This window comes from Nocardia asteroides, from assembly GCF_021183625.1.
GTDB lineage: Bacteria > Actinomycetota > Actinomycetes > Mycobacteriales > Mycobacteriaceae > Nocardia > Nocardia asteroides_A.
This window is the reverse complement of record NZ_CP089214.1, coordinates 3532632-3553145: the sequence shown is the minus strand read 5'-3', so window position 1 is coordinate 3553145 and position 20514 is coordinate 3532632. Positions and strand designations below refer to the sequence as shown.

The window sequence follows — 20514 nt, the reverse complement described above, 5'->3', positions numbered from 1 at the left end:
CTTCCGTTAGCCGACGGGGTCGCTCTGGATGATCGACTCCGGGGTGCCGACGGCCATCAGGGCGCGGCGGGTGTCGGCGATCATGGTGGCCGAGCCCGCGATCTGGATCTGCCGGTCCGCCCACGCGCCGAAGCTCGCCACGACCGCACCGAGATTACCGATCAGCCGCCGGTGCATGCCGTACGGCTCCTCGCTCGGCGCGTGCGGGTACCACCACGGATTGGTCTTCTGCTCGCAGACCGGGACGACGGTGAGCCACGGGTTGCTCTGCGAGAGCTGCCACATGTTCTCCACGTCGTAGAGGTCGCACGGGTAGCGGCCGCCGATGAAGAAGTGCACCCGCGGGTTCACCCCGCTGCGGCTCATCTCGATCAGCTGCGCGCGCAGCGGCGCGATGCCGGTGCCCGCGCCGATCAGCAGCACGTCGCGGCCGCTCTCCCGGTCGATGTGCAGGTTGCCGAGCGGGCCCGCGATCTGCCAGCGGTCGCCGACCGCGGTCTCGTTCACCACCGCGGTGCTGACCCAGCCGCTCTGCACCTTGCGCACGTGGAACTCGATCTCGCCGTACGGGTTCGACGGGATCGCGGGGGAGAGGTAGCGCCACATCTTGGGCCGCTGCGGCAGCATCACCGGGACGTACTGCCCGGCCAGGTAGGGGATCGGGCTGTCCGACTGCAGCCGCACGATGGCCAGGTCCTCCAGCACCCGCCGGTGCCCGACCACGGTCGCCTCCCAGTACGGCTGGGACTTGTCGGAGTTGGCCCCGATCGCCATCGACGCCGAGATCAGGATGGCGACGTCGGTCCAGCCCTCCTCCAGCCCGACGGTCCAGTCCCGGCCGTGGTAGGTGCGCAGCGCCGCGAGCAGCGCGCGACCGGCCAGGTCGTAGTGCGCGGCCTCGACGCCGTACTTCCGGTGGTCCCTTGCCAGCTGCTCCAGGAAGGCCTGGGCCCGGTCCCAGTGCTCCAGGTTGTCCAGCACGAACTGCACGGCGGTGGTGACCCGCTTGGCCTGCATCTCCATCGTCGGCGGGAACAGTTCTCGAAGAGCGGTGTTCTCCGCGAACAGGTGACCGTAGAACGCGCTGATCAACCGCTCGGCACCGTGCGGTGCGTCGAGCACCGCCCGGAAGTTCGCGCGGACCAGCGCAGCAGAACGCGCATCCACGACGTGGGGAGTCCTTTCTTCGAACTGTCTCGCCACGAGTATCCCCGAAAATCGGTCATCGGTGTGCCGGGCGGGCAGCGGCAGGCGGATGCGGCCACCGGGGGATGCGCGCAGCCGCCGAAAAAACTAGAGTTGAGCGGAACAGACTCAACCTTTTGCGCGTTGAACCAGGCAACCTCAGAACTACAAGGCAGGAAGGTGACCGTGGACTCGTTCAATCCCACCACCAAGACCCAGGCCGCGCTGACCGCCGCGCTGCAGTCCGCGTCGACCGCGGGCAACCCGGAGATCCGTCCGGGGCATCTGCTGGTGGCTTTGCTCGACCAGACCGACGGTATCGCCGCCCCGCTGCTGCAGGCGGTCGGGGTCGACCCGGCCGGTGTGCGGCGCAAGGCGCAGCAGATCGTCGACCGGCTGCCGCGCGCCACCGGCGCCACCACCGCGCCGCAGCTCGGGCGGGAGGCGCTGGCCGCGATCACCGCGGCGCAGCGGCTCGCCACCGAGCTCGGCGACGAGTACGTCTCCACCGAGCACGTACTGGTCGGGCTCGCCGCGGGCGACTCCGAGGTGAGCAGGCTGCTCACCGGCCGCGGCGCAACCCCGGAGGCGCTGCGCGAGGCCTTCACCGCCGTGCGCGGCAGTGCCCGCGTCACCAGCCCGGACCCGGAGGGCACCTACCAGGCGCTGGAGAAGTACTCCACCGACCTCACCGCGCTGGCCCGCTCCGGCACGCTCGACCCGGTGATCGGCAGGGACACCGAGATCCGGCGCGTCGTCCAGGTGCTCAGCCGCCGCACCAAGAACAACCCGGTGCTGATCGGCGAGCCCGGCGTCGGCAAGACCGCCATCGTCGAGGGGCTGGCCCAGCGGATCATCGCGGGCGATGTCCCCGAGTCGCTGCGCGGCAAGTCCGTGGTCTCGCTCGACCTCGGCGCCATGGTCGCGGGCGCGAAGTACCGCGGCGAGTTCGAGGAGCGGCTCAAGGCCGTGCTGGAGGACATCAAGAACAGCGCGGGCCAGATCATCACCTTCATCGACGAGCTGCACACCATCGTCGGCGCGGGCGCGACCGGCGAGTCCGCCATGGACGCAGGCAACATGATCAAGCCCATGCTGGCCCGCGGCGAGCTGCGGCTGGTCGGCGCGACCACGCTGGAGGAGTACCGCAAGCACATCGAGAAGGACGCCGCGCTGGAGCGGCGCTTCCAGCAGGTGCTGGTCGGTGAGCCGTCGGTGCAGGACACCGTCGGCATCCTGCGCGGCATCAAGGAGCGCTACGAGGTGCACCACGGCGTCCGGATCACCGACTCCGCCCTGGTGGCGGCGGCGACCCTGAGCGACCGCTACATCACCTCCCGGTTCCTCCCGGACAAGGCGATCGACCTGGTCGACGAGTCGGCATCCCGGCTGCGCATGGAGATCGACTCGCGCCCGGTGGAGATCGACGAGGTGGAGCGCGCGGTGCGGCGCCTCGAGATCGAGGAGGTCGCGCTGGGCAAGGAGACCGACGAGGCCTCCAAGCAGCGGCTGGAGAAGCTGCGCTCCGAGCTCGCCGACGACCGGGAGAAGCTCAACCAGCTCACCACCCGGTGGCAGAACGAGAAGAACGCCATCGACAAGGTGCGCACGCTCAAGGAGGAGCTGGAGTCGCTGCGCGGCGAGTCCGAGCGGGCCGAGCGCGACGGCGACCTCGGCAAGGCCGCCGAGCTGCGCTACGGCCGGATCCCGGCGCTGGAGAAGCAGCTGGTCGAGGCCGAGCAGAGCTCCGCGGCGGGCACCGGTGAGCTGATGCTCAAGGAGGAGGTCGGCCCGGACGACATCGCCGAGGTGGTCTCCGCGTGGACCGGCATCCCGGTCGGGAAGATGCTGGAGGGCGAGACCCAGAAGCTGCTCCGGATGGAGGACGAGCTCGGCAGGCGGGTCGTCGGCCAGCTGGACGCGGTGCAGGCCGTCTCCGACGCCGTGCGCCGGGCCAGGGCCGGCGTCGCCGACCCGGACCGCCCGACCGGCTCGTTCCTGTTCGTCGGCCCCACCGGCGTCGGCAAGACCGAGCTCGCGAAGGCGCTGGCGGACTTCCTGTTCGACGACGAGCGGGCGATGATCCGGATCGACATGAGCGAGTACAGCGAGAAGCACGCGGTGGCCAGGCTGGTCGGCGCGCCGCCCGGCTACGTCGGGTACGACCAGGGCGGCCAGCTCACCGAGGCGGTGCGCAGGCGGCCGTACACGGTGGTGCTCTTCGACGAGATCGAGAAGGCACACCCGGACGTCTTCGACATCCTGCTGCAGGTGCTGGACGAGGGCAGGCTCACCGACGGCCAGGGCCGCACGGTCGACTTCCGCAACACCATCCTCATCCTCACCTCCAACCTGGGTGCCGGTGGCGAGCGGGAGTTCGTCATGAACGCGGTGCGCTCCGCGTTCAAGCCGGAGTTCCTGAACCGGCTGGACGACGTGGTCATGTTCCACGCGCTCGACGAGGTGCAGCTGCAGCACATCGTCGACATCCAGCTGGAGCAGCTGCAGAAGCGGCTGGCCCAGCGCAGGCTCACGCTCGAGGTCACCGACTCCGCCCGCTTCTGGCTCGCGGTGCGCGGCTACGACCCCGTCTACGGCGCGCGGCCGCTGCGCAGGCTGATCCAGCAGGCCATCGGCGACACGCTCGCCAAGGAGCTGCTCGCGGGCGAGGTCGCCGACGGCGACACCGTCAAGGTCTCGGTCAGCCCGGACGGCGACGGCCTCCTGGTCGGTCACTGAGAGAACTCGAGCGGCGCGGTCACCCATACAGGTGACCGCGCCTCTCGTAGTTCGTACCCTGTAGCTATGACGAACCCGAAGGACCCCTGGGGGCAGCGGCCGGACGACAGTCCGACCCAACACCTCGGCGCGCCGGGTGCGTCGGGCGCACCGCCAACGAACGTCTTCGGTGGCTCGGCGGGCGGGTACGGCGAGTGGACGCCGCCGCCACCCCCGGACGCCACCCGCGAATTCCCCTCGTACGACAGCCAGTGGGGCCCGTACGACGGCCAGGGCGGCACCACACAGCAGCCTTACCAGCAGCAACCGCCGCCGGGGTACGTGCAGCCGCAGCAGCCCTACCAGCAGCAACCGCCGGGCTACGTTCAGCCGCAGCAGCAGGATTGGGGCAACGGCCAGCCGCCGCCGGGGTACCGGGGCAGCGGTATCCCGCCGCGGCCACCCAGGCGCAACACCGGGCTGTGGATCGGCCTCGGCCTCGCCGCCGTGCTGCTGATCGCGGTGCTCGGCGTCTTCGCCGGGCTGTACTTCACCGGCAGCGACGACGAGTCGACCGCCGCGGGCACGACGACCACCGCCACCCGCCAGCCCGGCCGCACCACCGCGCCGCCATCGGGCAACCAGACCACCCCGTCCTTCCCGGCCCTGCCGAGCGAGCTCCCCGGCCTGCCCGGCCTGGAGGATCTCGGCAGCGCCATGGGCTCGATCACCGCGAACAACGGCGGCACGCTGACCCTGCGCACCCTGGACGGCAAGACCGTCACCGTCCGCACCGACGCCCGCACCCAGGTGATCTCGCTCGGCGTCACCACCGCCGCCGACCTGCCGGTCGGCGAGATGGTCGTGGTGCAGGGCGACAAGGGCGCGGACGGCAATATCCTCGCCGAGATCATCATCAGCACCGGGCTTTCCGGGGGTGGCCGGTGACCGCGCGGGAAGCGACCCGGGCCGCCACGAGCCGAGGGTGCGGGGCAATCACGGGATCGGCTGGTTAGGCTGTGCGGCGATGACGGAGATGTGGTTCGGGTTGGCGGCGATCGCCCTGGTCGGTGCGGTCGTCCTGCTGTATTTCGACCGGGCGCAACGGCAGCGGACCGGTCACGCGCGCCAGGTGTGGGCCAAGGCCCAGGGATACACCTATGTGTCGGTGGAGCCGGCGCTACCTTCGACCTGGCGCCGCGGGGCGCTGGCCAAGCTCGGCTACCTCTCCGCGGTCGACGTGGTCTCCGGTATCCGCAAGGGCGAGAAGTTCGTGCTCTTCGACCTGGAGGACTCGGCGACGCTGATCGCGGTGCGCAGGCAGATCGGCTCGGACATCGACGTGGACATGCGGCTGAAGACCGCGTCCCCGCCGAAGGACGCCGACCTGGAGCTGCTCGGCGCGATCGGCGACCGGGTGGTCTTCGCGACCAACCCCGAGATCGCCAGGCACGCCGTCGATCAGCGGATGGTCGCGTTCATCGAGTCGCTGCCCGACATCGTGCAGATGCTGTGGAGCGAGGGCAACTGGACCCTCGGCATGCTCTCCATCGGCACCGGCTCCCGCGACTGGGAGACCTCGATCGACGCCGTCCTTCGCCTTTCCGGTCTGCTGCACGTGCTTCCGCCGGAGAGCGACACCTACGGCGAGGGTGACTTCGGCCGCCCGGGCGGCCGGGCCAAGCCGCGCCACGACGACGAACCCGACGAGCCGGCCGGAACCCGCGACGCCGCAGGTGAATCCGCCGATCGGCCGCGTGCCGACGAGCGGCAGGCCGGTGAGGCGGGCGCCGAGCCCGCGCAGCGCAGGCCGAGCCTGGCCGTCGTGCCCGGCAAGCGGGACGAGCCGCGCCGCCAGGAGCGGCAGGCGGGCTCCGAGCCGGACCAGGACGGCGACGAGGATGGCGACCGCCCCGGCGGTCCCTTCCACCCCGGCTTCCGCCCCTACCAGGGCCCGGTCCCGCAGTAACCGGTACACCCGCCCGACCCGTATTCTGCAACCGAGGGTTGGTCCGTGGTCCGGCCGCAGCCGGATCGCGACGACAGCCGGATCGTGCCGACGCAGCAGGCTGCGCGCGCGTACCGGAGACCGCGACCGGCGGACGCTCGTGCGACAGGCGCGCCGGATTTTGTCCGACGCACGCGAAAGGACGCGAGACCAGATGATCGACCACGCCATCGAGACGGCTCAGCACCGCTCCGGCTCCGCCGACCGGGGTGAACTGGCGCGCCTCGTGCGCGAGCTGGCCGTCGTGCACGGCCCGGTGACCCTGTCCTCCGGCAAGCACGCCGAGTACTACGTCGACCTGCGCCGCGCCACCCTGCACCACCGGGCGGCCCCGCTGATCGGCAGCCTGCTGCGCGAGCTGGTCGCGGATTGGGACTTCGAGGCCGTCGGCGGCCTCACCATGGGCGCCGACCCGGTCGCGCTCGCCGTCATGCACGCCCCCGGCCGCCCGATCAACGCCTTCGTGGTACGCAAGGCCGCCAAGGAGCACGGCATGCAGCGCCGGATCGAGGGCCCCGACGTGGTCGGGCGCCGGGTGCTCGTGGTCGAGGACACAACCACCACCGGAAACTCCCCGCTCACCGCGGTGCGCGCGCTGCGCGAGGCGGGCGCCGACGTGGTCGGCGTCGCCACCGTCGTCGACCGGGAGACCGGCGCCGACCAGGTGATCGCCGCCGAGGGGCTCGGCTACCGCTCCATCCTCGGATTGGCCGATCTCGAGCTGGGATAGCCTGATAGGCGGTTTGTCCTGCGTTTCGAAGGGTCGTGTGAGTCACCCGTGGTGAGCATTGCTGTCAACAAGGGTCGAGAGAATGTGGCGATGCTCGGTATCGGTGCCTATCGACCTACCCGCCTCGTGAGCAACGACGAGGTCTGCGAGGTACTCGACTCCACCGATCAGTGGATCTTCGAGCGCAGCGGGATCCGCAACCGGCGCTGGATCAGCGGCGACGAGACGGTCAGGACGATCGCCGTCGCCGCCGCCGAGCGGGCGATCGCGAGCAGCGGGATCGACCGCGCCGAGATCGGCACCGTCATCCTGGCCACCGGCACCTGGCCCTACAAGACCCCGCACGGCGCGCCGTCGATCGCCTACGACCTCGGCATCAACGGGGTGGCGGCCTTCGACCTGGAGAGCGGCTGCGGCGGGTTCTGCTACGGCCTCGGGGTCGGCGCGGATCTGATCCGGGCCGGGTCGGCGAAGTACGTGCTGCTCATCGGGGTCGAGACCATGTCGGTCGGGATGGACCCGCACGATCGCGGCACCGCCTTCATCTTCGGCGACGGCGCGGGCGCGGTGGTGATCGGCCCGAGCGAGGAGAACGGCATCTCGCCGACCGTCTGGGGCAGTGACGGCGAGAACGCGCTCGCCATCTCGCAGAACTACGACATCCTCGCCTACGAGGACCGCGCGGAGCAGCTGCAGGGCACCGACCCGGCCGCGGATCCGGTGGGCCGCATGGTGATCCGGATGGAGGGGCCGCGGGTCTTCCGCTGGGCCGCGGTGACGCTGCCGCGCGCGCTCTCCACCGCGCTCGAGGTCTCCGGGGTCTCCAAGGACGAGCTGGAGGTCTTCATCCCGCACCAGGCGAACGCCAGGATCAACGAGCTCATGAAGAAGAACCTCGGCCTCGCCGACGAGATCCCGATGGCGAACGACGTGGAGAACACCGGCAACACCTCGGCCGCCTCCATCCCGCTCGCCATCGAGGAGATGCTGGTATCCGGGAAGGCCAAGGGCGGCCAGACCGCGCTGCTGCTAGGCTTCGGCGCCGGGTTGAGCTACGCGGGCCAGGTGGTCACGCTGCCGCCCGCGCCGAAGGAGCCGAGCTTCTGATGCGGCCGTTCCGGGCCGGGTTCCTCGCCGCGGCGGCGCTCACCGTCGCCGGGGCGGTCACCGGGCGGGAGCGCTGGCAGTGGGTCGGCAAGCCGCTGCTCATGCCGCTGCTCGCGGCGGACGTCGCGGTGGCGGGGAAGGCGATCGACCCGGCCGGGCGGAGCACGCTGCTCGCGGCGCTCGGTGCCGCCACCGTCGGCGACGTGCTGCTCATCGACCCGGACGACGACCGCAGGCTGGTCGCGGGCGCCTCGGCGTTCGGGGTCATGCAGGGCTGCTACGCGGCGCTCTGGTGGCGGCGCGGGGCCCGGCCGACCGCCGCCGTCGCGGTGCCGCGGCTGCTGGCCTGGGCCGGTGCCGCCGCGCTGCTGCGCAGGCAGGCGCCTGCCGTGGCGGCGCCGCTCACCGGGTACGGCCTCGCGCTCGGAGCGGCCGGGGTGCTCGCCTCGGATCCCGATCTGGCGCCGAACTCGCCCACCGTCGGCGGCATCGCGCTACCGGACGACGACCCGCGCAGCAGGCTCGGGCTCGGCGCGCTGCTCTTCACCGTCTCGGACGGGCTCATCGTGCTCCGCAGGCTGCTGCTGCGCGGCGAGCGCTCGCGGCGGCTGGCCGAGGGCGTCATCCTGGCGACCTACGCGGCGGCGCAGTACCTGCTCGCCGACCCGGCCGCGCACGCCTCGACCCGGTAGCCGCCTCAATCCGGTAGCCGCCTCAACCCCGTAGCCGGAGCACCGCGAGCACGCGGCGGTGGTGCGTGTCCGACGGCGGCAGGTCGAGCTTGGTGAAGATATTGCCGATGTGCTTCTCCACCGCCCGCTCGGTGACGTGCAGCGCGGCCGCGATGGCGACATTGCTCAGCCCCTGGGCCATCCGCTCCAGCACCTCGCGCTCGCGCGGGGTGAGCCGGTCCAGGCCGTCCCGGCCCGCGTTCATCAGCTGGCGCACCACCTCGGGGTCGAGCGCGGTGCCGCCTGCCGCCACCCGGGTGAGCGCGTCCACGAACTCACCGACGTCGGCGACCCGGTCCTTGAGCAGGTACCCGACCCCCGCCGCGCCCGCCGCGAGCAGCTCGGTGGCGTAGCGGGTCTCGATCCACTGCGAGAACACCAGCACGCCGAGGCCCGGGTGGCCGCGGCGCAGTTGCAGCGCGGCGAGCAGCCCCTCGTCGGTGAAGGTGGGCGGCATGCGGATGTCGACCACCGCGACGTCGGGGCGGTGCTCGGTGACGGCTCGGATCAGCGCCTGCGCGTCGCCCGCCATGGCGACCACCTCGTGGCCGTGGTCGGCGAGCAGCGCGGCGAGGCCGTCGCGCAGGATCGCGGAGTCCTCGGCGATCACCACCCGCAGCGGCGGGGTCACGGCAGCCCCGCCGGGGGAGTGATCACGGTCCGCGACCGCGTGGCAGACCCGGCGGCGAGCGGGTGCCGGGCTATCCGGTCGGCATCGTGCCCGACCGCGGCGTCGGGCCGGTCCGAGCCGCTCACTCCGGCACGGCCACGGGCAGGGCGACCGTGACCGCCGTCGGCCCGCCATCGGGGCTCGCCACGGTGAGCTCGCCGTCCACCGAGCGGGCCCGCGCCGCGAGCCCGGCCAGCCCGCCGACCGGCTGCTCGGAGACGGCGGGCGGCAGCACCCCGCCGCGGCCCTCGTCCCGGACGGTGAGCGTCAGCCGTTCCGCATCGCCGCGCACCCGCACCTCCGCCGCCTGCGCCCCGGAGTGCTTCACGACGTTGGTGAGCAGCTCGGCCACCGAGAAGTAGGCGATCGCCTCGATCGCCGGACTCGGCCGCACCGGAAGCACGCAGCGCAGCTCTACCGGAACCGCGCACCGGGCGACCAGGGTCTCCAGCGCGGGCTCCAGCCCGAGCTCCAGCGCCGGTGGATGGATCCCGCGCACCAGCTCGCGCAGCTCCACCAGTGCCTCCTTGGTCCCGGCGTGCGCCGCGGTGACGAGCTCGCTTGGATCGCCGCCGGAGTGCAGCCGCTGCTCGGCGCGGCCGAGCGCCATGGCGATGGTCACCAGCCGCGCCTGCGTCCCATCGTGCAGGTCACGCTCGAGCCGGCGCAGCGTCACCGTCGAATCGTCGACCGCCGCACGCCGTTTCGCGGCCAGCTCGGCCACCTCCCGATCGCGCCCGGTCGGCGCGAGCAGCCCGCGCACCAGCAGCCCGTGCAGCAGCGCGGTCACCCGCAGCAGCCACGGCGCCGCCAGGCAGCAGAGCACGCCGACCGCCCCGACCAGCAGCACCCGCGGCCAGGAGTCCACGTAGAACTCGCCGAACTGGATGAACGAGCGGTGCTCGACCCCCCGCGCGTCCACGTTGACCGGCTCGGTGAGCAGCCAGATCAGCGGCGAGAGCGCGAGCATCCCCGCCAGCCCCACCGCGAGCAGCACGTTCCAGCCGAGCACCGCGCCGAGCGCCACCTGCAGCAGCAGGAAGAGCAGGGCCCGCCATGAGGTCCGGTCGCCGAACGCCCCCGCGAGGAAGCCGAAGAGCCCCGGCTTCGGCGTGAACGGCGGCGGCTCCGGCACCGCGACCCCGAGCAGCGCCGCGGCGAGTGTCAGGTACACCCGCCCCCACACCCGCCCGCCGAGCAGTACCAGCGCAACCAGCGGCACGCCGACCAGCAGCACCGTCAACGAGAGGCCGATCCCGAACCCGATCAGCAGATACAGCCCGACCAGGCCGCCCAGCGGCACCGCGAGCACGACGAAGGCCAGATCGCGCCAGGTGCGGGCGCGGAAGGGGGCGAGCAGGACGGCGCGGGCCGGGTTCTCGGTCATGCCTCCATGCTCGCCGCCCGGCCCGGCGCGGGCGAGGAGGCGAGCCGCCGGATTCCCGGTGTAGCCAGCACCACCCCGTACGATCTGCGCATGACCTACCCCCCGCCCGGGTACCCGCAGCAGCCCTACTTCCGGCCGCCGGACCACCCGCAGGCCACCACCATCGTCATCGTCGGCGTACTCGGCCTCGTGCTCTGCCAGTTCCTCGGCCCGGTGGCCTTCGTCATGGGCGGCAGGGCGCTCAAGGAGATCGACAACTCCGGCGGCGCCATCGGCGGCCGCAGCACCGTCCTGGCCGGCTACATCTGCGGCATCATCGGCACCGTGATCCTGGTCCTCACCATCCTGGTGATCGTCGTCGCCGTCATCATCGCCATCGTCGCGGGAAGCTCGACCACCTCGACGTACTAGCATGTCCGGGTGCCCGACCCCGAGACACCCGAGCCGGTGGGACCCACGGAATGGGGGGAGCATCCGCACGGGGTGGGGCCGTGGCGGGCGGAGTACGGCACTGCGCCGCCGGAGGATCCGCGGCTGGATCCGGAGCTGCTGGCGGCGGGGGACCGGCGGAACGTGGTGGACGCGTACCGGTACTGGCGGCGGGAGGCGATCGTCGCCGACATCGACGCGCGCAGGCACCCGTTCCACGTGGCGATCGAGAACTTCGGGCACGACGCGAACATCGGCACCGTCGTGCGCACCGCCAACGCCTTCGCCGCGGCCGCGGTGCACATCGTCGGCAGGCGGCGCTGGAATCGCCGCGGCGCCATGGTGACCGACCGCTACCAGCACCTGGAGCACCACGACAGCACCGCGGAGCTCGCGGACTACGCCGAGCGCAACGGCCTGCGGGTGGTCGCGGTGGACAACGTTCCCGGCGCGGTCCCGCTGGAGACCGCCGCCCTGCCGCGCGACTGCCTGCTGCTCTTCGGCCAGGAGGGCCCCGGCGTCACCGACTCCGCCAGAGCGGCGGCCGCGCTGACCGTCTCGATCGCCCAGTTCGGCTCGACCAGGAGCATCAACGCGGGCGTCGCGGCCGGCATCGCCATGCACTCCTGGATCCGCCAGCACGCCGACCTCGGCACCGCCTGGTGACGAGAGCCGCAAACATGTCCGCCCGGCGCGCCGCGGCGAGACACGGCTGGAACGGTCACGGATGGGCCGCGATTCCGCGCGCCGACCTGGCACCATGGAGGGTATGACCTCGCGGAGCGGCCGCCCCCAGTCCGAATCGAGCGGCGCGGCGACCCCCGCGCTGTGGTCCGAGCGGGCGGACATGGCCGAATCGGCGATCCTCTCCCGGCACCTGCGCTCGGTCTGGGTGCTTCCGCGCACCGCGCTCGGCGTGGTCGGCTGGCCGCCGACCCGGCGCGAGCGCGCCTTCTTCAACTGGCACTACTGGTGGCAGGCGCACCTCATCGACTGCGCGGTGGACGCCGCCAACCGGGTGCCGACCCCGGCCCGCCGCCGCCGGGTCGGCGCACTGGCCCGCAGCCACCGGCTGCGCAACCTCACCGGCTGGACCAACAAGTACTACGACGACATGGCCTGGCTCGCCATCGCGCTCGAGCGCGCCGAGCGCACCCAGGAGCTGCCCGCCCGCCGCGCCCTCACCGCGCTGGCGAAGGCGCTGCACGACGGCTGGAACCCGGCCGTCGGCGGCGGCCTGCCCTGGCGCATCGGCTCCGACTTCTTCAACGCCCCGGCCAACGGCCCGGCCGCCATCGCGCTCTCCCGGCTCGGCTACCGGGCCCGCGCGCAGGAGATGTCGGACTGGCTCGACGCCAACCTCCGCGACCCGGAGTCCGGGCTCATCCTGGACGGCATCCACCTGCCGTCCGGCGAGATCGAGCGGCCGGTCTTCAGCTACTGCCAGGGCGTCGTCCTCGGCCTGGACGCCGAGCTCGCCGCGCACACCGGCGACCAGCGGCACCTGGACCGGGTGCACAACCTGCTCGGCGCGGTCCGCCGGGCCATGTCCACCAACGACGTGATCAACGGCGGCGGTGGCGGCGACGGCGGGCTCTTCAACGGCATCCTGACGCGCTACCTCGCGGTGGTCGCGGTGCTGCTGCCCGGCGACGACCCGGTGCAGGAGGAGGACCGCAGGATCGCGGCCGCGCTGGTCAGGGAGTCGGCCGAGGCGGCGTGGGCGAACCGGCTCGACGTCGAGGGTGAGCCGCTCTTCGGCAACGACTGGAGCAAGCCGGCGCAACTGCCCGGCACCAGCGTCGGCGCCGGCCGCTTCACCAGCGGCGGCTCGGTCACCGCCTCCGCCGTCCCTGAACGCGACCTGGCCGTCCAGCTCTCCGGCTGGATGCTCATGGAGGCGGCCTACCAGGTCGCCGCCGCCGGGCTCTAGCGCTCCCTGATCACCTGGATCGGCATGGTGTCCAGGTCGTAGTCCTCGATCGGGCGCGCCATCTCCTGGCGATACTGCCTGATCCCGAAGACCGTGCCGACGACGAGCGCGAGCACCAGCCCGACGATGACCACCGGCATGAGCCAGGGCAGCCGCTGCAGGAACCCGCCCGCGTAGTAGCCGATCAGCAACAGCACCGGCGCCCAGATGACGGCGCCGATGGTGCTGGCGATCGTGTACTTGCGGTGGTCCATCCCGGCCGCGCCCGCCACCATCGGGCAGAGCGTGCGCACCCAGGGGATCCAGCGGGCGACGAGCACCGCGAGGAAGCCGTGTTTGTGGAGCAGGTCGCCGACGCGCTGCAAATTCTTGGCATTGATGTAGCGGCCGTTCTTCCGCGCCACCATGTGGTGCCCGGTGCGCCGGCCGATCACGTACCCGACCTGGTTGCCCGCGATGGCGGCCAGCATGGCCCCGCCGGAGAGCGCCCAGACGTGCGCCTCGCCCGAGGCGTGCGATGCCATCACGATTCCCGCTGTGACCAGCATGGAGTCGCCGGGCAGGAAGAGCCCGAGCAGGACCGCGCACTCCAGGAAGACGAAGGTGAGCACGACCGCCCACACGACGGCCGGACCTGCGGAGACGAGCGGATCGAAGGTGCCGACCGCGAGAACTTGCTGCACTCCGGACACCTGCTAGCGAATCCGCTCGCTCAGCGTCCGAGAACTCGTCTCGGCGTACCGAGTCCTCATCGTGCCGAGAGCCACCAGCGAAATCACCTTGACAACAGTACCGGTTTCCCGGAGTTTCGCTCGCGCAGCGGCGGCCCTCCCCTGGTGGGCCGGGAACATGCGCTGGCCTAGGGTGGTGAGCGACATATGTGTCTCTTTCGCCGCACTAGCCAGTGCCGCTCAACACGGAGGTCTCACCAGTGCCTATCGCGACTCCGGAGGTCTACGCCGAGATGCTCGGCCGGGCCAAGGCGAACTCCTTCGCATTCCCCGCCATCAACTGCACGTCCTCGGAGACGATCAACGCGGCCATCAAGGGCTTCGCGGACGCGGGCAGCGACGGCATCATCCAGTTCTCGACCGGCGGCGCGGAATTCGGCTCCGGCCTCGGCGTCAAGGACATGGTGACCGGCGCGGTGGCGCTGGCGGAGTTCGCGCACGTGGTGGCCGCGAAGTACGGCGTGACCATCGCGCTGCACACCGACCACTGCCCGAAGGACAAGCTCGACGGCTTCGTCCGCCCGCTGATCGCGATCTCCCAGGAGCGCGTGAACGCCGGGCAGCACCCGCTCTTCCAGTCGCACATGTGGGACGGCTCGGCGGTGCCGATCGACGAGAACCTGGAGATCGCGCAGGAGCTGCTGAAGGCGACGGCCGCGGCCAACATCATCCTCGAGGTCGAGATCGGCGTCGTCGGCGGCGAGGAGGACGGCGTCGAGGCCGAGATCAACGACAAGCTCTACACCACCGCCGATGACTTCGAGAAGACCATCGCGGCGCTCGGCGCGGGGGAGAACGGCAAGTACCTGCTCGCCGCCACCTTCGGCAACGTGCACGGCGTCTACAAGCCGGGCAACGTCAAGCTGCGCCCCGAGGTGCTCGCCGAGGGGCAGCAGGTGGCCGCGGCCAAGCTCGGCCTCGGTGCCGACGCGCAGCCCTTCGACTTCGTCTTCCACGGCGGCTCCGGCTCGCTCAAGTCCGAGATCGAGGCGGCGCTGAACTACGGCGTGGTCAAGATGAACGTCGACACCGACACCCAGTACGCCTTCACCCGCCCGGTGGCCGGGCACATGTTCGCCAACTACGACGGCGTGCTGAAGATCGACGGCGAGGTCGGCAACAAGAAGGTCTACGACCCGCGCGGCTACCTGAAGAAGGCGGAGACCTCGATGGCGGCGCGCGTGGTCGAGGCGTGCAATGATCTGAAGTCCGCGGGGAAGTCGATCAGCGCCTGACCCCTTGACTCCACGAGGGCTCGAGCAGATGAGTCTCGATGTGCGCGTGCTCGGGTCCGTCGAACTGCTCGTCGGCGGTGTGCCGGTGGCGTTCGGCGGGCCCAAGCCACGGGCCTTGCTTGCCGCGCTCGCGGTGAACCGGCGACGGGCCGTCTCGTCGTCGGCGCTCGCCGAGATGGTGTGGAACGAGGACCCGCCGGACTCCTACTCCGCGAGCCTGCAGGTCTTCGTCTCGAATCTCCGCAAGGCGCTGCGCAACTCCGGCATCGACCCGGCGCGGGTGCTGCGCACCGAGGCGTCCGGGTACCGGCTCGAGGTGTCCGAGGAGGCCTGCGATCTCGGCCGCTTCCAGGCGGCGCGGGAGGCGGGCACGCGGGCGGCCGAGGCTGGTGATCACGCGAGCGCCGCCCAGCACTTCGCCGCCGCGCTGCGCGAGTGGCGCGGCCGGGCGCTCGCCGACCTGGCCGGGCTGCAGTTCGCCGACAGCTTCGCCACAGCCATGGAGGAGGAGCGGCTGCTCGCCGCCTCGGCCCGGTTCGACGCCGAGATCGCCTGCGGCCGCGCCTCGTCGGTGATCGGTGAGCTGGTCGCGGTGACCGGCGAGCACCCGCTGCGCGAGCCGCTCTGGGGCCAGCTCATCACCGCGCTCTACCTCTCCGGCCGCCAGGCCGACGCGCTCGACGCCTGCCGCCGGGTGCGCGCCGTGCTCGCCGACGAGCTCGGCATCGACCCGGGCCCCGCGCTGATCGAACTGGAGCAGCGGGTGCTGCGCCAGGAGCCGCTGCACACCAGCGAGCTCAAGCGCACCGACCAGCTCGCCGCTGCCATGACCGAGACGGTCACCGAGACCCCGCGCACCGTGCGCAGCGGGCAGCTGCGGCTCGCCGACGGCCGCGCCGTGCTGATCCCGCCGAGCGGCATCCGGATCGGCCGGATGACCGACAACGACCTGGTCCTGGACGACCCCAAGGCCAGCCGCTACCACGCCGCGATCACCCCGACCAGGGTCGGGCTGCTGATCAAGGACCTGAACTCGGCGAACGGCGTCTTCATCAACGAGGAGGCGATCGACGAGGACGCGCCGCTGGCGGACGGCGACAGCATCCGGATCGGCGCGACGGTGCTGACCTTCCACGCCGACCGCTGAGCGGTTCGGCCGAATGCCGGTCGGCCGAATGCCGGTCGGCCGAGTGCGGTACGGCCGCCTGGGATCGGGCGCGGATCGCGGGATCCGCGGGATGCCGGGCCGGTGCGGCCGGTAGGGTCGCACGCGATCGGGTCCGGTTGGTCTGCCGACGAGGGGAACTGCGCTGATGACGGGGTCTGCGGGGATGCGGACGATGGCGGTGCTCGGCGCGGTGCTCTGCGCCGCGGGGGTGCTGGCGAGCGGCCCGGCCGCCGCCGACGAGCCCGCCCCGGCGCCGGGCACCGGCCCCTGCGTCACCGACCCGCCGCCGGTGCACGAGCCGCTGGTCCCGAAGACGCTCGAGTTGCCGATCCCGTACCCGGTGGTCACCGTGCTTCCCCCGGAACCGCCCGCACCGCAACCGGTCCGCGAGGAAGTGGTCCTGCCGGAGGACCCCTGCCGCAACCCGTGCCCCGACCTCACCGACCGGCCGGACCCACCGCCGAGCGTCGCCCGCCGCCTCGGCATCCCGGAGCTGCTGCTGAATCCGCAGCCGTTCTACTTCGCGCTCCCCGCGCCCGGCGCGGTCCCGCCGCCGCCCCCGCCGGAACCGGTGCGGCCGCCGGTCGACCCGGCCCCGCAGGCACCCGCCCCGGCGGCCCCGCGGGTGGGCGAGGTGCGCGAGGTCGCCAAGCAGACCGGCGCCTCCTCGATCAACCGCACCGACAAGCGCTGGCAGGTGCAGGGCACCGACCTCGGCATCATGTGGGAGAGCGCCCCCGGCGAGATCGCCATGGCCTTCGGCGACACCGTCGGCAACAACTTCCACCCGCCGGGCGGCATGGGCGGCGACTGGCGCAGCAACGTCCTCGCCTTCAGCACCGACCGGGAGCTGAGCGACGGCGTCACCTTCGACCGCATGGTCACCGACGGCCGCTGCCACGCCGCCGAGATCCTCTCCAGCCGCAAAATGGACAATGTGGAGATCACCACCATCCCCACCTCGGGCTTTGCCATCGGCTCCAGGCAGTTCCTGAGCTATATGTCGATCCGCACCTGGCACAGCGCGCCCGGCACCTTCTACACCAACTACGGCGGCATCGCCTACAGCGACGACGGCGGCAGCACCTGGACCGAGGACCCGCACGCCCGCTGGGACAACATCTTCGGCGTCTCGAATTTCCAGGTGAGCGCGATGGTGCCGCAGGGCGACCACGTCTACCTCTTCGGCACGCCCAACACCAGGCTCGGCGCGGTCGGGCTGGCCCGCGTGCCGAAGGACCAGGTGCTCAACACCACCGCCTACCAATACTGGAAGGACGGCGCGTGGGTTCCGACGAGCGGCTCCGCCGCGGTGTCCCCGGTGGTCGAGGCACCCGCGGGGGAGCTCTCGGTGCGGTTCGACGCCGAGCGCGGGGTCTGGCAGGTGAGCTACCTGGACACCGCCAAGGCAGCCATCGTCGTGCGCGAGGCGAGCTCGCCGCAGGGCGTCTGGTCACCGAGTACGCCGACGGTCAGCGTCCTCGACTACCCGGAGCTCTACGGCGGCTTCATCCACCCGTGGTCGCGCGGCGGTGACCTCTACTTCACGATCACCACCTGGAGCGACTACAACGTCTACCTGATGCACGCCGAACTCGGCTGATCAGCCGAGCCGGACCTCCGCGACGGCGCGCCCGAAGAGCTTGCGCCCCTCGGAGGTGCCGGAGAGCAGCACCGTCGCGCTGCGCCGCTCCGGATCCAGCGACTTGATCCGGCCGCCGAACTCGACCGTGCTCGCCGTCGTCGTGTGCACCGGCACGAACCCGGAGAACCGCACGCTGAACTTCTCGATCGCGGTCGGGTCGCCGAGCCAGTCGGTCAGGTAGCCGGCGGCCAGCCCCATGGTGAGCAGGCCGTGCGCCACCACCGTCGGCAGCCCGGCCAGCTTGGCCGCGTGCTCGCTGAAGTGGATCGGGTTCGGGTCGCCCGCGACGCCCGCGTAGTTCGCCAGGTCGCCGCGGGTGAGCCGGGCGGTGCGGGTCGGCAGCTCGTCGCCCTTGGTCAGTGCCGCGAAATCCGGGACGGTGCGCGGCGCCCGCTCCCGGCGCGGCGGGTTCGCCGGTGCGGGGCCGACGCCGAGCGGGATCAGCAGGTCGCTCTCGTCCAGCGTGCCGACCTGTTCCACCGGGCGCGAGTGCATGACGATGTTCTCCACCGCCTCCACCAGGTCGGCGTCCACCTCGGCGCCCCGGCGCGCCACGATCGTGCTCGTCCCGGAGATCGCGACCTCGTCCCGATCGTTGCGCAGCGCGAACCGCACATTGACGAAGTCGTTGTCGCCGAAGTTGCGGATCGATTCGATCAGCATCTCGCTGGACATCGAGTCACCCGCGAGCAGCGGGCGGTGGATCTCGAAGACCTGGTCGGTCTGCAGGATCTGCGAGATGTCGTACTCGGTGAGCACCGAGTCGAGCAGCGCGCGGGTGGCCGCGAGCCCGATCACCGACGCGAAGGTCGGCGGCGCGAGCACCCGGTCGTAGCCAAGCGCCGCGGCGTCCGCCTCCCGGTGGTGCGCGCCGTGCCCGTTCTGTACCGCCCTGGCGAACTCCCTGATCTTCTCGCGCCCCACCTCGTAGCGGTCCCGTACCCGGAACCGCTGCCCGGTGAGCGTCTGTGTCTGCGCCACGTCCTTAACCCCCGAAAGCGTCGTCGTCTGATCGCGCATGATGCGGAAATGCTACTGGCGTGAACGGACGGTGACCGTTCGGGGTTCAGGGCGTGCCGGTGGGCGGCTCGCAGACCTTCCAACCGGCGTCGGTGCGCTGCAGGTCGAAGGTGCGCTCGGTCTTGGCGTTCGGTTCGGAGGGGATGAAGACGGTCGCCTGGGCCAGCGCGGTGGCGTCGGTGACCCGCACCGCGTCCACCTTCTCCACCACCGGGATGCTGCCCGACTGCCGGGAGAGCTGGTGCACGCCGGCGAAATCCTGTTCCGAGATGCCCTGGTAGTAGTCGTGCAGGGCGCCGCAGGTGGATTCGCGCAGCCCCGCCAGGTTGCCCCGGTCCAGCGCCGACGTGTACTGGGAGATCGCGGCGCGCACCTGGGTCTCCGGGGAGTCCGTGCCGCCGCCCGCCAGTGCGGCGATGATCGCGACGAGGGCCACGATCACGACGATCACCGCGCCGCCGATCAGCAGCAGTTTCTTCTGGCTCCTACCCGGTGCGGCCGGTTGCGGCTGCTGCTGCGGTTCGATCCGCTGCGGTGGCGCGATCGGGCGCTGTTGCTGCTGGGCCGGGCGGGTCGGCTGGATGTCGGCGGGGGAGGGGGCGGATGACACCTGGCGCGGTTCGGCCGGGCGCTGCGGGCCGGGGCCCGGGCGGCCCTCCTCGATCTGGGCCGGGCCGGTCGGGCGCTGCGCCCCCGCCTGCTTCGGGCCGGGGGCCGGGCGCGGGGTGGTCGGCGGTTTGCTCAGCGGGACCGCGCCCGGCACCCGGTCGGTGCGCTGGATCCGCTGCGTCACCCCGTCGGGGTCCCCCTGCTGCTGCACGGAGAATGCCTGGGTCGGCGCGTCGGCGTTGCCCGGAGCCGGGACAGTGCGCATGGCGACGGTCTCGTCCGCCGAGTTGTCCGCCGCCCCCGGGCGAGCGATCTTCTCGGTCTTGTCCGCCTGCCCGTCCGCAGGGGTCTCGGCAGGGGGCGTCTGCTGCGGCGCGTTTCCGCCTGGCGTTTTCGGCGGGGTCGCGCCGGGGGCCTGTGACTTCGCCTCGCCGGGTGCCCGGGGCGGTGTCGCGCCTGCTGCTTGCGGCGGAGTTCCACCGGGGGCCTGCGGAGGGGTCGCGCCGTGGGCTTGTGACTTCGTCTCGCCGGGTGCCTGTGGCGGTGTCGCGCCTGCTGCTTGCGGCGGAGCTCCGCCAGGTGCCTGCGGAGGTGTCGCGCCACCAGACCGTGGCGGAGTTCCGCTTGGCGCTTGTGCAGGGGGAGTCCCGCCGGGTGCCTGGGGCGGCTTGGCGCCGCCAGGTCCCTGAGGCGAGCCGAGCCCGGCAGGGCTCTGCGGCGGCTTGGTTGCTTGCGGCGCCGAGCCGGGCCCACCCGTGCCTCGCGGCGGCTGAGTTCCTGCAGGTGTCTGCGGTGGCTGAGTTCCCGCAGGTGTCTGCGGCAGCTTGTTCCCGGCGGGTGCCTGGGGCGCGCCGGCCCCGCCATGGCCCTGTGGCGGCTTGGCGCCCGCTGGTGCCTGCGGCGACCCGGTGCCGCCGGGTCCCTGGGCCGGGCCGGGCCGGGCCGGATTTTGCGCCGGCTGGGCTCCTGCGGGTGCCTGCGGCGAACCGGTGCCACCGGGCCCCTGGGGCGGGCCGGGCCGGCTCGGATTTTGCGCTGGCTGGGCTCCCGCGGGTGCCTGCGCCGACCTGCTCCCTCCGGCGCCCTGAGCGGGGCCGGGCTCACCCCGACCTTGCGGCGGCTGGGCAGCTGCCGGTGCTTGCGGTGGCTCGGTACCACTCGACCCCTGCGGCGAGCCTGGCCCGCCCGACGCTTGAGAGGGTGCGTCC

At 72.1% G+C, this 20514-nt stretch carries 18 protein-coding genes; 12 read left to right on the top strand and 6 right to left on the bottom strand.

The window, feature by feature from the left end:
• Window positions 1-6 precede the first annotated feature (6 nt).
• The gene (locus tag LTT61_RS16955) at window positions 7-1167 is read right to left on the bottom strand and encodes an FAD-binding oxidoreductase (RefSeq protein ID WP_233014884.1); all 1161 of its coding nucleotides are present in this window, start codon (window positions 1165-1167) and stop codon (window positions 7-9) included.
• A 204-nt stretch (window positions 1168-1371) separates the two neighbouring features.
• On the opposite strand from LTT61_RS16955, the gene clpB reads away from it, so the two are divergent.
• From clpB to LTT61_RS16925, 6 genes are all read left to right on the top strand, one after another.
• Window positions 1372-3924: an ATP-dependent chaperone ClpB gene (gene clpB / locus LTT61_RS16950; RefSeq protein WP_233014882.1), complete on the top strand. Its 2553-nt coding sequence runs from the start codon at window positions 1372-1374 to the stop codon at window positions 3922-3924.
• 66 nt (window positions 3925-3990) lie between these two features.
• Window positions 3991-4851, top strand: a complete 861-nt coding sequence (locus LTT61_RS16945) for a DUF5666 domain-containing protein (protein ID WP_233014880.1) — start codon at window positions 3991-3993, stop codon at window positions 4849-4851.
• 79 nt (window positions 4852-4930) lie between these two features.
• Window positions 4931-5872, top strand: a complete 942-nt coding sequence (locus tag LTT61_RS16940; protein WP_420094649.1) for a hypothetical protein — start codon at window positions 4931-4933, stop codon at window positions 5870-5872.
• A gap of 193 nt (window positions 5873-6065) precedes the next feature.
• Window positions 6066-6641, top strand: coding sequence for an orotate phosphoribosyltransferase (pyrE, locus tag LTT61_RS16935; RefSeq protein ID WP_233014878.1), 576 nt, complete (start codon window positions 6066-6068; stop codon window positions 6639-6641).
• Window positions 6642-6689: 48 nt separating this feature from the next.
• Entirely contained in the window at window positions 6690-7748 is a 1059-nt protein-coding gene (locus LTT61_RS16930) for a beta-ketoacyl-ACP synthase 3 (RefSeq protein ID WP_233014876.1), read from the top strand.
• Window positions 7748-8440: a lysoplasmalogenase gene (locus tag LTT61_RS16925; protein ID WP_233014874.1), complete on the top strand. Its 693-nt coding sequence runs from the start codon at window positions 7748-7750 to the stop codon at window positions 8438-8440. The genes LTT61_RS16930 and LTT61_RS16925 overlap by 1 nt, the downstream gene beginning before the upstream one ends.
• A gap of 22 nt (window positions 8441-8462) precedes the next feature.
• On the opposite strand, the gene LTT61_RS16920 is transcribed toward LTT61_RS16925, so the two are convergent.
• Window positions 8463-9098 carry a response regulator transcription factor gene (locus LTT61_RS16920; RefSeq protein ID WP_332909251.1) on the bottom strand — a complete coding sequence of 212 codons (636 nt, stop codon included), beginning with the start codon at window positions 9096-9098 and terminating at the stop codon, window positions 8463-8465.
• Between the two features lie 133 nt (window positions 9099-9231).
• Complete coding sequence (locus LTT61_RS16915) at window positions 9232-10536, bottom strand: sensor histidine kinase (protein ID WP_233014870.1); 1305 nt, start codon at window positions 10534-10536, stop codon at window positions 9232-9234.
• Between the two features lie 90 nt (window positions 10537-10626).
• Here LTT61_RS16915 and LTT61_RS16910 point away from each other — a divergent pair, with 90 nt between their 5' ends.
• From LTT61_RS16910 to LTT61_RS16900, 3 genes are all read left to right on the top strand, one after another.
• Complete coding sequence (locus LTT61_RS16910) at window positions 10627-10947, top strand: DUF4190 domain-containing protein (RefSeq protein WP_233014860.1); 321 nt, start codon at window positions 10627-10629, stop codon at window positions 10945-10947.
• A 9-nt stretch (window positions 10948-10956) separates the two neighbouring features.
• Complete coding sequence (locus tag LTT61_RS16905; protein WP_233014858.1) at window positions 10957-11631, top strand: TrmH family RNA methyltransferase; 675 nt, start codon at window positions 10957-10959, stop codon at window positions 11629-11631.
• A 181-nt stretch (window positions 11632-11812) separates the two neighbouring features.
• The gene (locus LTT61_RS16900; protein ID WP_233021047.1) at window positions 11813-12898 is read left to right on the top strand and encodes a glycoside hydrolase family 76 protein; all 1086 of its coding nucleotides are present in this window, start codon (window positions 11813-11815) and stop codon (window positions 12896-12898) included.
• Here the strand turns inward: LTT61_RS16900 and LTT61_RS16895 are convergent.
• Window positions 12895-13581 (bottom strand): DedA family protein, encoded by a 687-nt coding sequence (locus LTT61_RS16895; RefSeq protein ID WP_233014856.1) that lies wholly within the window; start codon window positions 13579-13581, stop codon window positions 12895-12897. The genes LTT61_RS16900 and LTT61_RS16895 overlap by 4 nt on opposite strands.
• 248 nt (window positions 13582-13829) lie before the next feature.
• Here LTT61_RS16895 and fbaA point away from each other — a divergent pair, with 248 nt between their 5' ends.
• From fbaA to LTT61_RS16880, 3 genes are all read left to right on the top strand, one after another.
• Window positions 13830-14864: a class II fructose-bisphosphate aldolase gene (gene fbaA / locus LTT61_RS16890; protein ID WP_233014854.1), complete on the top strand. Its 1035-nt coding sequence runs from the start codon at window positions 13830-13832 to the stop codon at window positions 14862-14864.
• A 28-nt stretch (window positions 14865-14892) separates the two neighbouring features.
• On the top strand, window positions 14893-16011 hold the full coding sequence (locus LTT61_RS16885) for a BTAD domain-containing putative transcriptional regulator (protein WP_233014852.1): 1119 nt from the start codon (window positions 14893-14895) through the stop codon (window positions 16009-16011).
• Window positions 16012-16177: 166 nt separating this feature from the next.
• Entirely contained in the window at window positions 16178-17635 is a 1458-nt protein-coding gene (locus LTT61_RS16880) for a DUF4185 domain-containing protein (protein WP_233014850.1), read from the top strand.
• Here LTT61_RS16880 and LTT61_RS16875 read toward each other — a convergent pair whose 3' ends face one another.
• The gene (locus LTT61_RS16875; RefSeq protein WP_233014849.1) at window positions 17636-18697 is read right to left on the bottom strand and encodes a fused (3R)-hydroxyacyl-ACP dehydratase subunits HadA/HadB; all 1062 of its coding nucleotides are present in this window, start codon (window positions 18695-18697) and stop codon (window positions 17636-17638) included.
• Window positions 18698-18743: 46 nt separating this feature from the next.
• Window positions 18744-19571 (bottom strand): hypothetical protein, encoded by an 828-nt coding sequence (locus LTT61_RS16870; RefSeq protein ID WP_233014846.1) that lies wholly within the window; start codon window positions 19569-19571, stop codon window positions 18744-18746.
• Window positions 19572-20514 lie beyond the last annotated feature (943 nt).

Coding starts and splice junctions, on each gene's coding strand:
- LTT61_RS16945 (WP_233014880.1), top strand. CDS start 3,991: ATGACGAACCCGAAGGACCCCTGGGGGCAGCGGCCGGACGACAGTCCG.
- LTT61_RS16940 (WP_420094649.1), top strand. CDS start 4,931: ATGACGGAGATGTGGTTCGGGTTGGCGGCGATCGCCCTGGTCGGTGCG.
- pyrE (WP_233014878.1), top strand. CDS start 6,066: ATGATCGACCACGCCATCGAGACGGCTCAGCACCGCTCCGGCTCCGCC.
- LTT61_RS16925 (WP_233014874.1), top strand. CDS start 7,748: ATGCGGCCGTTCCGGGCCGGGTTCCTCGCCGCGGCGGCGCTCACCGTC.
- LTT61_RS16915 (WP_233014870.1), bottom strand. CDS start 10,536: ATGACCGAGAACCCGGCCCGCGCCGTCCTGCTCGCCCCCTTCCGCGCC.
- LTT61_RS16910 (WP_233014860.1), top strand. CDS start 10,627: ATGACCTACCCCCCGCCCGGGTACCCGCAGCAGCCCTACTTCCGGCCG.
- LTT61_RS16900 (WP_233021047.1), top strand. CDS start 11,813: ATGGCCGAATCGGCGATCCTCTCCCGGCACCTGCGCTCGGTCTGGGTG.
- LTT61_RS16885 (WP_233014852.1), top strand. CDS start 14,893: ATGAGTCTCGATGTGCGCGTGCTCGGGTCCGTCGAACTGCTCGTCGGC.
- LTT61_RS16880 (WP_233014850.1), top strand. CDS start 16,178: ATGACGGGGTCTGCGGGGATGCGGACGATGGCGGTGCTCGGCGCGGTG.
- LTT61_RS16875 (WP_233014849.1), bottom strand. CDS start 18,697: ATGCGCGATCAGACGACGACGCTTTCGGGGGTTAAGGACGTGGCGCAG.
- LTT61_RS16870 (WP_233014846.1), bottom strand. CDS start 19,571: ATGCGCACTGTCCCGGCTCCGGGCAACGCCGACGCGCCGACCCAGGCA.